General features: G+C 63.2%; 11 protein-coding genes and 2 pseudogenes. 8 read left to right on the forward strand and 5 right to left on the reverse strand.

Features of this window, described 5'->3' with window-relative positions; all coding sequences use genetic code 11:
- Positions 1 to 164: 164 nt before the first annotated feature.
- Positions 165 to 1811 carry an IS1634 family transposase gene (locus A8V01_RS24155; RefSeq protein WP_103098821.1) on the forward strand — a complete coding sequence of 549 codons (1647 nt, stop codon included), beginning with the start codon at positions 165 to 167 and terminating at the stop codon, positions 1809 to 1811.
- A 107-nt stretch (positions 1812 to 1918) separates the two neighbouring features.
- On the opposite strand, the gene A8V01_RS24160 is transcribed toward A8V01_RS24155, so the two are convergent.
- Both A8V01_RS24160 and A8V01_RS24165 read right to left on the reverse strand, forming a co-directional pair.
- Entirely contained in the window at positions 1919 to 2842 is a 924-nt protein-coding gene (locus tag A8V01_RS24160) for a TniB family NTP-binding protein (protein WP_103098822.1), read from the reverse strand.
- Positions 2839 to 4497: a Mu transposase C-terminal domain-containing protein gene (locus A8V01_RS24165; protein ID WP_103098823.1), complete on the reverse strand. Its 1659-nt coding sequence runs from the start codon at positions 4495 to 4497 to the stop codon at positions 2839 to 2841. Before A8V01_RS24165 ends, A8V01_RS24160 begins: the two co-directional genes overlap by 4 nt.
- 166 nt (positions 4498 to 4663) lie before the next feature.
- Here A8V01_RS24165 and A8V01_RS24170 point away from each other — a divergent pair, with 166 nt between their 5' ends.
- The 4 genes and pseudogenes from A8V01_RS24170 (at position 4664) to A8V01_RS24185 (ending at position 8711) form a co-directional block, all read left to right on the forward strand.
- Positions 4664 to 5896 (forward strand): site-specific integrase, encoded by a 1233-nt coding sequence (locus A8V01_RS24170; RefSeq protein WP_103098824.1) that lies wholly within the window; start codon positions 4664 to 4666, stop codon positions 5894 to 5896.
- 247 nt (positions 5897 to 6143) lie between these two features.
- A pseudogene (locus tag A8V01_RS24175) lies at positions 6144 to 6257 on the forward strand (IS66 family insertion sequence element accessory protein TnpB); the annotation flags it as partial.
- Between the two features lie 61 nt (positions 6258 to 6318).
- Positions 6319 to 7872 (forward strand): IS66 family transposase, encoded by a 1554-nt coding sequence (gene tnpC, locus A8V01_RS24180; RefSeq protein ID WP_483870004.1) that lies wholly within the window; start codon positions 6319 to 6321, stop codon positions 7870 to 7872.
- A 269-nt stretch (positions 7873 to 8141) separates the two neighbouring features.
- Positions 8142 to 8711 (forward strand): DUF4142 domain-containing protein, encoded by a 570-nt coding sequence (locus A8V01_RS24185; protein WP_103098825.1) that lies wholly within the window; start codon positions 8142 to 8144, stop codon positions 8709 to 8711.
- Positions 8712 to 9084: 373 nt separating this feature from the next.
- On the opposite strand, the gene A8V01_RS24190 is transcribed toward A8V01_RS24185, so the two are convergent.
- Genes A8V01_RS24190 through A8V01_RS24200 form a run of 3 tightly spaced genes read right to left on the reverse strand, consistent with a single transcriptional unit; the run spans position 9085 to position 13234 of the window.
- Complete coding sequence (locus A8V01_RS24190) at positions 9085 to 10512, reverse strand: efflux transporter outer membrane subunit (RefSeq protein WP_103098826.1); 1428 nt, start codon at positions 10510 to 10512, stop codon at positions 9085 to 9087.
- Entirely contained in the window at positions 10512 to 12038 is a 1527-nt protein-coding gene (locus A8V01_RS24195; RefSeq protein WP_103098827.1) for a DHA2 family efflux MFS transporter permease subunit, read from the reverse strand. The genes A8V01_RS24190 and A8V01_RS24195 overlap by 1 nt, the downstream gene beginning before the upstream one ends.
- Complete coding sequence (locus tag A8V01_RS24200) at positions 12038 to 13234, reverse strand: HlyD family secretion protein (RefSeq protein ID WP_103098828.1); 1197 nt, start codon at positions 13232 to 13234, stop codon at positions 12038 to 12040. Before A8V01_RS24200 ends, A8V01_RS24195 begins: the two co-directional genes overlap by 1 nt.
- Before the next feature lie 213 nt (positions 13235 to 13447).
- On the opposite strand from A8V01_RS24200, the gene tnpA reads away from it, so the two are divergent.
- The 3 genes and pseudogenes from tnpA to A8V01_RS24215 all read left to right on the forward strand — a co-directional run.
- Positions 13448 to 13807, forward strand: coding sequence for an IS66-like element accessory protein TnpA (gene tnpA / locus A8V01_RS24205; protein WP_103098830.1), 360 nt, complete (start codon positions 13448 to 13450; stop codon positions 13805 to 13807).
- A complete protein-coding gene (gene tnpB / locus A8V01_RS24210) occupies positions 13804 to 14151 on the forward strand; it encodes an IS66 family insertion sequence element accessory protein TnpB (RefSeq protein WP_009824048.1) in 348 nt (115 codons plus the stop codon). The genes tnpA and tnpB overlap by 4 nt, the downstream gene beginning before the upstream one ends.
- A gap of 61 nt (positions 14152 to 14212) precedes the next feature.
- Positions 14213 to 14365, forward strand: a pseudogene (locus A8V01_RS24215) (IS66 family transposase); the annotation flags it as partial.
- Positions 14366 to 14481 lie beyond the last annotated feature (116 nt).

Consider the following 14481-nt stretch of genomic DNA (forward strand, 5'->3'; position numbering starts at 1 on the left):
GCCCAAGTTGGACAGCGCTGGCGGAACGCGCAGTGAACACGAGATCGTAAGTACTTGATTTTGCTAGGGTCGAGTTTGGCAGCAAAACCGGGTGTGCTAACAACATTTTGGCTGTGACTAATGGTTTGGTTTATCTTTGTGGGTGCAGGCAGTAACAACGTGCCATGTTTGTCGTCGAACGAGTCGCGCGCGGGCACCGCTATCTTTACCTGGTCGAGAGCGTGCGCGAGGGCAAAACCGTCCGCCAGCGCACGATCAAGGCTCTTGGCCGCAAGGATGTGCTGGCCGCGAGCGGCGAACTCGACAGACTGGCCGCCTCGATCGCACGTCACGCGCAACGCAGCGTCATTCTGTCCGATATCGATGCCGGCCGGATCGCGGCGCGGCGGATCGGAGGCCCTTTGCTGTTCGGGCGCCTGTGGGTGCGGCTTGGCATCGATGCTGTATTGGAAGAGGTGCTGGAAGGCCGCCAGTTCGGCTTTGCCGTGGAGCGCGCCGTATTTGTCGCCACACTGCACCGCCTGTTCGTATCAGGCTCGGACCGAGCCTGCCTGGACTGGATGGAGAGCTACGCCATTGACGGCAGCGGGGATCTTGCCCTCCATCACTTCTATCGCGCCATGGCCTGGCTGGGCGAGGAGATCGAGGAGAAGGCTCAAGGCGCATTGGCACCTCGCTGCGTGAAGGACGTGATCGAGGAGAAGCTGTTCGATCGCCGCCGAGACCTGTTCACCGACCTTAGTCTTGTATTCATGGATACGACGTCGCTCTCGTTCTACGGTGCAGGCGGCGACACGCTAGGTCGGCGTGGTCATTCCAAGGACCATCGGCCCGAGCTTGCCCAGATGATCCTGGCCGTGGTGATCGACACCCAGGGGCGTCCGATCTGCACCGAGATGGTCCCGGGCAACACGGCCGACGTGAAGGTGCTTATGCCCATCGTCACGCGCCTGCGTACCCGCTTTGGGATCACCCGCTCGTGCGTCGTGGCCGATCGCGGCATGATCAGCGCCGAAACGATCGCCGCCCTGGAAGAGCTGGGGATGGAATACATCCTGGGTGCGCGAGAGCGTACCAGCAGCGTCATCCGCGATGTCGTGCTTGCCGACACTGCCCCGATGGTGCCCCTGGTCCTCGAGAGGCAGGCAGGAGACACTCAGCTGTGGGTCAAGGAAGTGCGCGTTGGCAAAGGCGCAGATGCCCAGCGCTACGTCGTCACGCTCAACGAAGCTGAGGCAAGGAAGGACAAGGCCGACCGGCAAGCGATCATCGATGGCCTCCAGAACCAGCTGAAGAAGGGCGACAAGGCCCTGGTCGGTAACTCAGCCTATCGCCGCTATCTCAAGGCCAGCGGCAAGACCTTCGAGATCGACATGGGCAAGCTTGCCGACGAGGCGCGCTACGACGGCATCAGCGTGCTGCGCACCAATGCCAGGATCACTCCGCTGCAGGCCGTCATCCGCTACCGTGATTTGCTTCAGGTCGAGGCCCTGTTCCGCGTCGCCAAGGCCAGCTTCGATACCCGTCCCATCTTCCATCAGTCCGATGCCGCTATCCGCGGCCATGTGTTTGTCTCGTTCCTCGCTCTGACGCTGGCCAAGGAACTCACCCGCTTGTGTCAGGAAAAGGGCTTGCAGCCCGAATGGCAGCCGCTCCTCAACGATCTCGATCGCCTTCAGGAAGCCACCATCGAAAAGGACGGCAAGGTCATTACCACCCGCACCCACGTTTCGGGCCAGGTGGGGAATGTCTTCAAGGCAACCAGCATCGCGCTGCCGGCCAATATCAGCGAACTGCCGCCGCGAACCTGAGCCTCTGCAAGCTCAACCAACCCCAAAAATGTAGTGGTAACACTCGCGCCGGTGCATGCATCTCATTGAATCACAATGCCTTTTCCAAAAGCACTGTTCAAGTTGGGTCATGGTCGTCGACATCGGGCGGCTCTCCTGCCTCCTGCAGTGACCTGCATGGAAACCAGGGGAAGCAGCAATTGCTCATCGTCGAAGCTGTCGGCATCGATCATCTCGCGGCCGCTACGGATAGCTGCAATGGCAACCGCTTCCATCAATCGAAAAATTCGGCCCGTTACCCCATCGGTAAGCGCAAGAACCCGTCGACGCACCTGGTCATCGTCCAGGTGGGAAGGGCGCCTCAGGGGAAGTAATCCAGCGAAGCTGGCCAACAACTGGCGCAGTGCATGATCGTTGCGCCACGCGCTCAACTCCAGGGCGCCAAACCGATCTGCAAGGTTGGGGTCAGTGAGCACGGCGATCCGTGCGTCTTCCGTACCCGCGCAGACAATGGGAATTCTAAGATCGTTGGTGAGGAAGCGGATGGTGTTGAGAAAGATGCGTTGCTGCCTCGGCGTCCCGGCGAGCATCTTGTCGACCTCGTCCAGCACGAGAATGCGGGCGCCAAATTCCGCGAGGGTTCGTCTCGCCAGAGCGCGCAGTGTGCGAAGTGATAGATGGCCGAACTCGGCGTAGTTCATGGCCAGCATGAGCTCGGTATAAAATTCCTCCTCGGTTGGCTCTGGCGGCATCTGAACTGAAACGACCGGCATGACGGTTATGCCTGCCCGTTCGTCAAACGCGGGGGCATGAAGTTCCGAGAAGCGGCTGAGGATTTCGCTCTTGCCCATGCCGGTTGATCCGAAGAGGAGCAGGCATGGCATGCGTCCGCGCTTGGGATAGGCCAGAAGATCTTCGAGCTGGCTCAACGCCGCCTCTGATTGCGGAAGGCCCATCCAACGGTCACGGCGTAGCCAATCGATCCTGGTTTCGTCGGGATAGTCCGCCTGGTCGCGATAGGCCGGAAACAGATGTTGGTTGAGAACAGTCATCCGCGTTCCTCGATGTCGAACGGCACAACCTTTTCGGTGGCAGCTGGCGGATCGGGCGGTTTGGGTAGGCGGGGTTCCGTTGGCGCAATGACCGGTGCTCCCGCGCTCAAGGCATAAACGGTTCGCTGCGCGGCCTTGCGAGCCGTCTTGGTCCGAGCGATGGCGTCGCGAACGATGGTCCGTTGCTCTTTGACCATCTCGAAAATTTGGTGCTCATCAAGCGCCATTCGACCGCGCTCCCGTAGAGCCTTCACAGCCGCATCATGCTCGAATTTCGTGATTGCCGGACGCCGCCGGTCCCGAAGAGGAACGGTCAGATGTTCGCCGTCTGACAGCTCCAGATAGACCGCCGAGAGATTGAGCGGGTTATACTTTACAGGCCGCTTTCGATCAGTGCCCACCGCGAGCGCGGCCAATGTTCCATGCCAGTAAAAGGCGTGAAACAGCTCAATTCCTTCGCGCCGGACTTTGCGCATCTCGAAAGGCAGAAAATTTAGAAGGAAGGCTGCGTCATTGATCGGGTACCGTAGCGCGGTCGGCCGTTTCGCCAGCGCGTCATGCCAGGCGGTCAGAGGCGGAACTCCCAATTCGCCATGGATCGTTGCGTGGTAGACTGCGATCTGGAGCGTGAGCCATCTCTCGAACTCCGGGAGGGTAAGGCAGGCCTTCCCCTCAGCGTTGTAGTCGCCCTTCGCCTTTACGTTGGAGAAGGTGGTGCCCGGAAGGAGGTGTATCTCACCGACGGTCGTGCCGATCAGCCGCTCGATATGGCCTCCGTAGTGGGGCGTCCGCACCGGTCGATATATCAGCTCGATCCCGTGTTGGCGGCAGCCCCGATTGAGCGCAAGTGAGTGGAATTCTTTGGCATTATCGAGATGAAGGGCGTCGGGAATCCCCGCGACAGGATACTCAACAAGGTCAAGATCCCTTTCCTGCAACCATGCGGTTTTTGGGAGCACAGCGTGGCGGATTGCCATACCAACAGACGTTGCTGATGGGTGCTCCAATGAGACATAGAACCCGGGGATGGTGCGAGTGGCCACGTCGATCTGGAGCGTGAGGATCGGCCGGCCAAGCGGCCTGCGGAAATGCTCATCGACGATGATGACGTCAGCAGGAGTGTGGTCCATCTGGACGACTTGGAGCGGATACTCAGCGTCGAATGAGCGGGTGACAGGGCGGAAGCGATCCGCAGCGGCCTTTGATCCGTCGCGCGCCGCGATGCTTCGTTTAGCATCGACTTCACGCGCCCGAGCGACAATCGTGTTACGTGAAGGCGCTTCGATGCCTTCCGATTGGCAGGCGTGTCTGACGCTTCGGACCAACTGTGCGAGCGACGGTTTAGGCCGTGCCAGATAGAAGCCGTCAATCTCCGCGCTTATTATGCCGTCCAATCTCGCGGATAGGCGGTGCTGACCTTTTGGAAAGCCCCTGCCTTGGTCAAGAAGGGAGCTCGCCACTGATTTGGCGCGATATCGGCCGACCAGTTCGAAGATACGGCTGCGACTAAGTCCGAGTTCCGCCGCTGCGCATTCCACCGCAGCGCGGGTCAGTTTGGGCCGTTCGGTGAGGGGCCGAATGACCGCTTCGCGTTCACAAGCCTCCTGCCAGGCGGCAGGTGGGATCATTGTTAGAAGTGTGCCCAAATCGGCCATGACCTATCCCCGACTGCTTCAGGGACTCGCCTTGCGTGGTCCGGTGTTATTGTAGCAAAATCGCGAAGTGCACGCGAGACAGGCTTGGAATTTGCTGACAGATGGCGTTTGAAAACCCTGCGTTTCCCAGTCCTGTGTTTTGTTGATACCGACAGAGGTCGCGCCGATGGAGCCCGATGCCGCGATCCCCGCAAACGCCCTGATTCCGGCCGAAACCGGCGTCGCGCGGCCGGCTGCGCCGGATGATCTGGCCTGGGCGGTGGTCAACATGCGCGCCGGCGAGGCGATCGTCGTCAACGAGGCGTTGCTTGCGGCGTACCAGGCGGCTTCGTCGCCGCACAGCATCCGCGCGCTGAAGTCGGACCTCGAGGCGTTCGACCTCTGGTGCCGCCGCGCGAAACGGATTGCGCTGCCGGCGACGCCCGAGGTGGTGGCCGACTATCTCGATGCCCGGGCGGGGCAGGGGAGCCGCCCGGCCTCGCTTGCGCGCTACAAGGCTTCGATCGCCAAGATCCACCAGCTCCTCGAGTTGAAGGATCCGACGCCGAGCGCGCTGGTCAAGCTGCGGCTTGCGGCTATCCGGCGCGAGAAGGGCACGGCGCAGAAGCAGGCGCGGCCACTCCGTTTCAAGGGGCCGGTGCGCGACGTCGAGCGCGATCGGCCGCGCGGGCTCAATATCCGCGCGCTGCTCGAAAGTTGCGGAGACGATCTGCCGGGACTGCGCGACCGAGCCTTGCTGTCGGCCGCCTATGACACCGGGCTGCGCGCGTCCGAGCTGGTGGCGGTCGCGGTCGAGCATATCGAGGAGGCGATCGATCCCGAGGCGCGGCTGCTGAAAATCCTGCGCCACAAAGGGGATCAGGACGGGGAAGGGGCGACCGCCTACCTCAGCCCGCGCACCGTCGCAGCGATCGCGGCTTGGACCGATGCGACCGAGATCGCAGCGGGGCCGCTGTTCCGGCGGGTGCAGGTGCGGCGCTACAAGGCGCGCGCAGCCGTCAAAGGGCGTCGCATCGACAGCATATCGAGCCGCGAGACGTGGGATCTGCGCAAGACGCTCTCGAAGCCGGCCGTGCCGGCGCGCGTCGAATATGACATTGGCACTACTGCGCTGCATCCGGGCTCGATCGGGACGATCTTCCGGGCGATCATCCGACGAGCGTTTGATCTCGGCGCCTTGCCCGATCTCACGGCCGAGGACCTGGCGCGACTGCTCAAGGGGATCAGTGCTCACTCGACGCGGATCGGGCTCAACCAGGACCTGTTCGCCAGCGGCGAGGATCTCGCCGGGATCATGGATGCGTTGCGATGGAAGTCGCCGCGGATGCCGCTAGCGTACAACCGCAATCTCGCTGCAGAACAGGGGGCTGCGGGGCGCCTTATGTCCAAATTGGAATGAACGCCTCGCCAATAGGCTGTTTGGGTCGCTGAATGCGCCGCTGTCGCGCTGCTGCGCGTTAGCCTAGGATCATGCGCGTCATCGTGGCTGCGATCGGCTGATGTAGCCAGAATTGATGGCAAGGCCTGCCGGTGACGCTTTCCAGAGCCTGAGCATACATGCCAGCCTGTCCCGCGAACGCCTGTAGCCGCTCTCCGTCGATCTCCAAAACCCCGGGGAAGCTCTTATGGTCAAAGACCACGAAGCCCCATCGACCAAGACCGGGTCGGTGGTGATGACCGCAGCCCAGCTTTCCATGCTATTGGAAGGTATCGACTGGCGGCGGCCAGAACGCACTTTCACCCCGTCACTTTCGGGCTAAAAACACCCATTTTTCGGCACTTTTACTGGCATATCAGCGGCTGTTCCGCTATAGGATCGCGGTGTCAGATGCAGGCCTTTCCACCGCTGACAAAGACGCTCGGATCGCCGAGCTCGAAGCTGCTTTGGCCGCCGCCCACGCCGATATTTCCGCCCGCGACATCCTGATCGATACGTTGCGCGTGCAGATCGCGCGCCTCAAGCGGATGCAGTTCGGCAAGTCCTCCGAGAAGCTCGATACCCAGATCGCTCAGCTTGAGCTGGCGCTCGAAGAACTCGAAGGCGAGGCCATCGTCGCCGCCGCGCGGCGCGGCGATCCAGTAGCCGTCGATCGGCCATCACCGGTTCGGACGCTGCGAGCTCATCTGCCGCGCGAGGAGCAGCGGATCGAGCCCGAGCAGGGTAACTGCACCTGTCCCGACTGCGGCGGCGCACTGCGGCCGCTGGGGCAGGATAGCGACGAGATGCTCGATGCCGTGCCGGTGCAGTGGCGCGTCGTTCGGACCATCCGCCCCAAATATAGCTGCCGGGCCTGCGAGAAGATCGTGCAGGCGCCCGCGCCGGTAAAAGCCATTGCCCGGGGCAAGGCGACCTTCGGCACGCTGGCCCATGTCGTCGTCTCCAAGTTCGATCATCATCTGCCGCTTTACCGCCAGGCAGAGATAATGGCCGCTCAGGGCATCGAGATCGACCGCTCGACGCTGGCAGGCTGGGTCGGCCAGGCATCCGTGCTGCTTGATCCGATCGTCAGTCGCATTCGCGAAGTCGGCCTGACCGCCACGAAGATCCATACCGACGACACGCCGGTTCCCATGCTTGATCCGGGGCGGGGCAAGACGGCGACGGGCAGGCTCTGGGCTTACGCTGTCGATGATCGCGGCTCCGGCGCCACGACCCCGGCGCTGGTCTGGTATGAGTTCACCACCGATCGCATCGGCGCACATCCCCAGCGGCAGCTGGCCAACTTCACCGGCTATCTCCAGGCCGACGGCTATGCTGGTTATGACAAGCTCTACGACACGAACCGCGTCACCGAGGTTGCTTGCTGGGCGCATTTCCGGCGGAAGATATTCGACATCCACGCCACCAAGCCGACGCCGCTCACCACCGAACTGCTGGAACGCATCGGCCAGCTCTATGAAATCGAGGCAGAGGTCCGCGGCCAGCAGCGCGATATCCTACGACGAAGCCGGCAGGATCGCACTCAGCCATTGATCGACGAGCTGCGCCAAGCACTCGATGATGCCCTGCGCCGTCTCTCGCCCAAGTCCGAGATGGCCAAGGCGATCGCCTATGGCCGCAAGCGCTGGGTGGCGCTGACGCGCTTCCTCGATGATGGGCGTCTGGAGATCGACAACAACATTGCGGAGCGCGCCGTGCGCTGCGTGGCCCTGGGCCGTAAAAACTGGCTGTTCGCTGGCTCAAAGGCGGGCGGCGATCGCGCCGCCGCTGTCTACTCCGTCATCGAGAGCGCCAAACTCAATGGCCTAGAACCGCAGGCCTATATTGCTGACGTTATCGCCAAGATCGCCGGCAACTGGCCTGCTGCCCGCTGGGATGAACTCATGCCGTGGAACTGGCGACCAGATCAGCAGCCGATAGCCGAAGCCGCCTGATCTGCGGCCTCCAGCCCACGCTTACGGATAGTCGGCGATAACGGGTATGGTGAAAAGAATGCGGCCGTGTCCGAGCTGGGTGCGCGTCATGTCGCTGAGCTGCTGGCGCTGCGGATCAGGCGGCCGATGGCCGACAAAGGTCTCCGCCTCCGCCGTCACGCGCCGGGCCGATTTGCCCAGACGAGATCCGAAAAGGGAACCGTTCCGTTTCCTTATCGTTCAAGCCGTCGATCTTGGTCAATGTCTAACAAAACCAACGGAGGATTTCGATGAAGACTGCGATATTTGCCGCGCTGCTTACCCTGGCGCCAGTTCCAGTGTTGGCTCAGGCTGTTTCGCCCGCGACTTCAGGAACGATGACCAGCGCCGACATCGGCGTCTCGCCGATCGCAAGCCAGAGTGGACCCAACTACGTGCTCGCCGCGGCCGACGCCAATCTTTACCAGATCAAGGCGGCGCAGCTCGCAGCGACGCGCGCGCAGCGTGACGACGTCAAGGCCTATGCGAAGCGCGTTCTGGCAGAGACGCTTAGTAGCCACAAAGCGCTGCTGGCGGCGTTGAAGAACGATCAGCGCACGATCAAGGCGCCGTCCTCGACCCTTTCCGCCGACCGCGCTGCCCTCCTCAAGCTGCTCCAGAAGGCGCCGAAGAGCGCTTTCGACAACCTCTATCTCACCCAGTCGGCGCAGGTTCAGCAGGCTGCGTGGGCGATGCATAAGGGTTATGCGCAGGACGGAACCGATCCGGCGCTGCAGCAAGTCGCCGGTACCGCGGTCCCGGTGCTGGAGAACGAGCTCACCACCGGCAAGTCGCTGACCCCCTCCGGGCTTGCAGGATAGGTGATACCCGCCGGGCCAGGTCGACGCAGCCCCCCCCGACCTGGTCCGGCACCTGTTTGCTGCCATTGATACTGGGAGTGTAGCCGGCAGTATTACTCGCCTGATCCGCCCCGCATGAGATGCTGCATCACGGTCAGCAGCCGTAGTCGATATGTTTGCTGCCCAGTAAGCATTCGCAAGGTTGTGCCTAAGATCCTCGAAAAGCGCTTGCGCGAGAGCACGCCCCTCTTCGGTGAGCGAGCGGAGCTTCTGCCGACGATTGCGCTCCCTGGCACGCCCGCAGTCCATCAGATCTAGTCCTCCGCTGATTGCGTCATCACGCAGATACCCGACAGGAGGAGGCAGAAGCGCGCCCGGCCTGGTTGCACAACGGTTACCGCTGGCTCCATCCAAGTCCCAACGCCTTTTGCAGGGCGACAAACGCACGATCAAGCTCGCCAGTCGCCTCCAGCACCGACTGATCGGCAGCCAGCGCCGCGCGTTCGGCGTCGATCGAGGTGCTCAGCGGTACAGCCCCCTGCTCGTATCGCTGCCGGGCGTAGGTCGCCGATTGCCTGGCACCGTCCCGGCTTGCGATGCTCGAAAACAGGTTACGGCGCTGATTACCGAAGCGAGTCAGGCTCGTTTCCGCGTCCGACAGCGCGCCGAGGACTGCCTTGCGGTATTGTGCTTCCGCCTCGTCGCGGTCGGCCCGGGCCTGCTCGACCCGAGCACGATTACGGCCGTAGTCGAGGAAGCTCCAGCTGATCCGCGGCAGAAGAAGGCCCGCGACGCTGTCAGGATCGACCACATCGGCAATATTGGGACCACCGAGGCCGATGATACCCATGATGCTGACGGATGGGAACTGCCGGGCGACGTTGACTCCGATCTGTGCGTTCGATGCCGCCAGCTGCCGCTCGGCTGCGCGAATGTCCGGCCGCCGTCGCAGCATGGCGGCGGGATCGCTGATCGCGACCGTCCTTGGGATCATCGGGATCGGCGCGGGGGTAGACAGCGCGGCGTCGTGTGCACCGGGTTCGTCGCCGGTGAGCAGGGCAAGCTGGTCGAGCGTCGTTGCGATCTGCCCTTCAAGCGGCAACAGCCCGCCCTCCGTGCGGGTCAGCTCGGTCTGCAGCCGGACCACCTCGTCGCGCGACGATACACCGCGTTGCTCACGCTGCTGAAGCAGCGCGAGTGATCGCTGCTGAAGCACCGCGGAGCGGCGGGCCAGGAACAGGCGCTGCTGAAGTTCCCGCAGGGTCACATAATTCTGGGCGACCTCCGCCGAGAGACGAACCTGCGCATCGGCCCTGCTGGCTTCGGCTGCCTGAGCCTGGGCTTCGGCACCTTCGGCGGCACGGCGTCGCCCGCCGAACAGATCGATCTCCCAAGACGCGTCCAGGCCGGCGTTGTAGAATTCGGCCCTGACACGATCGGATTGCTCGCCTTGAGTCGGCAGTGCGAGCGAGCCGGCGGGAAGATCGGCGACGATCGCAGTCCCTGACGCGGAGACGGTGGGAAGCTGGTTTGCGCGCTGTTCGCGCAAGCTGGCGCGCGCCTTGCGGATGCGCGCCTCGGCGATCGCCACGTCCGGATTAGAGGCAAGCGCGCGGTCGATCAGCATCGTGAGTTGCGCGTCGCCCATGCCTTCCCACCAGCGTGCGACAGGGGGCTGCGGTACCGTGACTGCCTGATCCACGCGGCGAAATGTCGATCCGGCGCGCTCGCCGCTCGCGACGCTCGGCGGGCCTCCATAGTCGGGTCCGACGACGCATCCGGTCAGGAGTGCGGGGAGAATGGCCCAGCCAAGTCGCTTCATCAGTGCATCGCCATCTGCGTGTCGGAGGAGATCGGGCGGAGGAACAGCGCCAGCGGTGTGGTGATCGCGATCGCGACGCCGAGCGCGAAGAACAGGTCGTTATAGGCCATGACGGTAGACTGTTCGAGGAGTTGACCGGCGAGCTGCCGATAGGCGCCGGCTTCGCCGGACGGCATGGGCATGGCTTTAGCGAACCATTCCTGCGTAGTGGCCGCATTAGCCGACACCGTCTCACCCAGCCGGTTGAAATGGAGGAATGTCTGCCGGTCCTGAAGGGTCGCCATCAAGGCAAGGCCGATCGATCCGCCGAGGTTGCGCCCCGCGTTGAACAGCGCGGACGCATCGCCCGCGTCCTCGGGCGCCACGGCGCTGATCGCGGCCTGGTTGAGGAACATCATGGCGAAGATCTGCCCGACGCCGCGGACGAGTTGGGAATCCGTCAGATCGCCACCGGCCGACTGTGCGGTTAGGTGCCAATCCATCGCGCAGCTGACGCCGATCAGCGTCATCCCGACAAATACCGCCAGCCGGACGTCGAGATATTTGAACGCGAGCGGCAGGAACGGCATCAGCATCAGGGCGGGGATGCCGGAGACGAAGACCACCTTGCCCGATTGCAGCGCGCTGTAATCCGCCATCGACGAGAGGAACTGCGGGATGAGGAAGGTCACCCCGTAGAGCACGACGCCGATGACGAGGCTGAGGACGAAAACGCTGCCGAAGGAGCGGCTGAAGATCAGCGACAGCTTGAGCACCGGATGCGCGGAGCGGACCTGTCCGAGCGTGATAAGCGCGAAGCCGAAGACCGTTGCGAGCGCGAGCTTCACGATCATGGCAGACTCGAACCACATCTCGCGCTGCCCCTCCTCGAGCATGACGGTGAGCGCACCCAGACCGATTGCAAGCCCTGCGATCCCGAACCAGTCGGCATGGCGTAGTTGGTCGAGCCGCAGACGCTCGTGCTTGAGCCCGAACAGCAGGAGCAGGACGAGCCCGGCACAGACCGGCACGTTCAGGAAGAAGGCGTAGTGCCAGCTGTAATTGTCGGTAAGCCAGCCGCCGATGATAGGCCCGAGCACCGGACCGAGGATCGCGGTGCCGCCGAACGCGGCGGTGCCGATCGGCTGCTGTGATGGCGGGAGCCGCGTCGCGATGATGGTCATCGCTGTCGGGATCAGCGCACCGCCGGTGAAGCCTTGCCCTACACGCCCGGCGATCATCATCGGCAACGTCGTCGAGATACCGCAAACGATCGAGAAGCCGGTGAAGCTGACCGCCGCACCCAGAAGGAAGTTGCGCAGACCGAACAGGCGCACGAGGAAGGGGCTGAGCGGGATCATAACGATCTCCGCCACGAGATAGGAGGTCGCGACCCAAGTGCCCTCGGTTCCGCTCGCGCCGATCTCGCCCTGAATGGTGGGCAAGGCTGCATTGACGATCGAGATATCGAGCAGCGCCATGAACGACCCGATCGTGCCCGCCGCGACGGCGAGCCAGTCGCGCAGGCCGGCGCGTTCGGCCGCCATCAGCGCGCGCCCTGCGTTGCGTCGTGCTTCAGCCGCTCGGTTTCCTGTTCGATCCGGTCACGACTTCCCTTTGCGCCGATCGTGTCGACAGTGACCTCGACCGACAGGCCGGGACGCAGCACCCGGCGCGCCTCAGGTCCCGCTTCGATGCTGATGCGCACGGGCACTCGCTGAACGATCTTCGTGAAGTTCCCGGTCGCGTTCTCGGGCGGGATGAGCGAGAACTGCGCACCCGTCCCCGGAGAGAAGCTCGCGACCCGACCTCGCAGTTCGGCGCCGTCCAGTGCATCAACCTTGATGGTCACTGGCTGCCCGACGCGCATCAGGGCAACCTGTGTCTCCTTGAAGTTAGCCTCGATGTAGAGCTGATCGACCGGCACCACCGACATCAGCCGGGTAGCCGGCTGGACATATTGCCCGGCCCGCACCGCCTTGTCGGCGACAACGCCGTCGATGCTGCTGCGGATCTCGACGGCACCGAGATCCGTCGAGGCGCGCGCAAGCTGCGCCTGCGCGGTGCCGCGCTGCGCCTCCGCCTGGCCGATGCGAGCCGCTTGTGTCGCGATACTGCGACGGGCGGCGAGGTAGGCGGCGCGCTGCGCGCGCAGATCGGCGGCGGTTCGATCACGCTGAAGGACAAGGTTTGCCAGACGCTCATGCGATTCCGCCCCTGTCCGAGCGAGGGGCTCGTAGCGTCTTACCTCGTTCTCTGCCGCTGCCGCGGCAGCCTCGGCGCTCGCAACCTGGGCGGCGGCCTGAGCGACAGTGGCCCGTTGCTCGTCAAGCGTCCGGCGTGCGGTCGTGATGTTGGCGCCGGCTGCGGCGATCTGAGCTTGCGCCTGATCGACATTGGCGCGGTAGTCACGAGGATCGAGGATGGCAAGCAGCTGGCCGCGGCGGACATGTTGGTTGTCGGCGACGAGGACACGCTCGACGTAGCCGCCGACCTTCGGTGAAACGGTCACAAAGTCCGCGCGCACATAGGCGTTGTTGGTCGATTGGAGGTACTGGCCGCTTGCGCGGTAATTCATATACCAGACGATGGCCGCGATGATGCCGGCGGCAAGCGCGGCGATGAGGACGTAGCGGACTATCGGGTAGCGCTCGAGAAGCGAGGGCTTCTTCTCAGCCTGGGTCTCCGGTTGCGCATCCTGCTTAGGGTCACTGCCGTTTTCTTCAGCCCGCTCGTCAGCCACTCTACAACCCTATGATATGTAAACCGCGCCGTATCATAGTGGGCTTCGGATATTATTCCACCTGTTCTGATTGATTGTAACCGTGGCGCCGAAGCCGCCTTGCGCGGTTGGTGGATGAAGGGCTGATTGCCGCTCGGATAGGGAGCGGCGATGGATAACGAGATCGAAGGTGGACCAGCGAGCAGTCATATGAGTGCTCATACGAGCGGTCGTATGAGCACTCGGATTGAGGTCGTTGCGGGTCGGCGCCGCTGGACAGTGGAGCAGAAGCTGGCGATCCTGCGCGATGCCTTCGGCCCCGAGGGTTCGGTTGGCGACGCCTGCAAGCGACACGCGATCGGCAGCGGGTCGATCTACACGTGGCGGCGGCAGGCGATGTCGGGTGAGCTTGGCGGTGCCAGACCAGCAGCATTGCCCACTTTCGCGGAGGTCGAGCTCTCAGCCCCGGTTCCGGCGTTACCGGCGCCCGGTAGTCATATCGGGATCGAACTGCCCTCGGGTGTGAAGCTGACCGTGGACGCCGGTGTCGATGCCGAGGCCCTGGCACGGGTCGTTGCCGTTCTCACGCGATGATCCCGTTGCCACCTTCCACCCGGATATATCTGGCCTGCGGCGCGACCGACATGCGCAAGGGCTTTGACGGTCTGGCAGTGCTGGCCCAGCAGGTGCTGGAGCAAAGCCCGCATTCTGGTGCGCTGTTCGCATTCCGGGGCAAGCGTGGCGATCTGGTGAAGCTGCTCTGGTATGATGGCCAGGGCCTATGCCTGTTTTCCAAGCGGATGGACCGTGGCCGGTTCGTCTGGCCAGTGACGAAGACTGGCAAGGTCGGCCTGACCTCGGCTCAGCTTTCGATGCTGCTTGAAGGCATAGACTGGAGACGCCCGGAACGAACAGCCGCGCCGCTGCTGGCGGGGTAAAAAGTACGGATTCCTGCGGGTTTATCTGGCATCAATGGTGCCGCTTTGATACTATTACAGGGTGTCGGATCGAGGCTCTTCCTCCGTCGATAAGGACGCCCGCATCGCCGAGCTGGAGGCAGCTCTGGCGGCCCGCGACACGCTGATCGATACCTTGCGTTTTCAACTGGCCCAGCTCCGGCGGCTCACCTTTGGCCAGTCTTCGGAGAAGCTGGACACCTCGAAGAACCGTCTGATTTCGGCATGATGGCGACGTGAAGGCGCGCAAATTGACGGTGAGCCCCGGTTTTTGGGTGCTGATCCGCTGATTTCCGTGTCGGAACCGGCTGC

This window comes from Novosphingobium guangzhouense (assembly GCF_002896965.1).
GTDB classification, from domain to species: Bacteria; Pseudomonadota; Alphaproteobacteria; order Sphingomonadales; family Sphingomonadaceae; genus Novosphingobium; species Novosphingobium guangzhouense.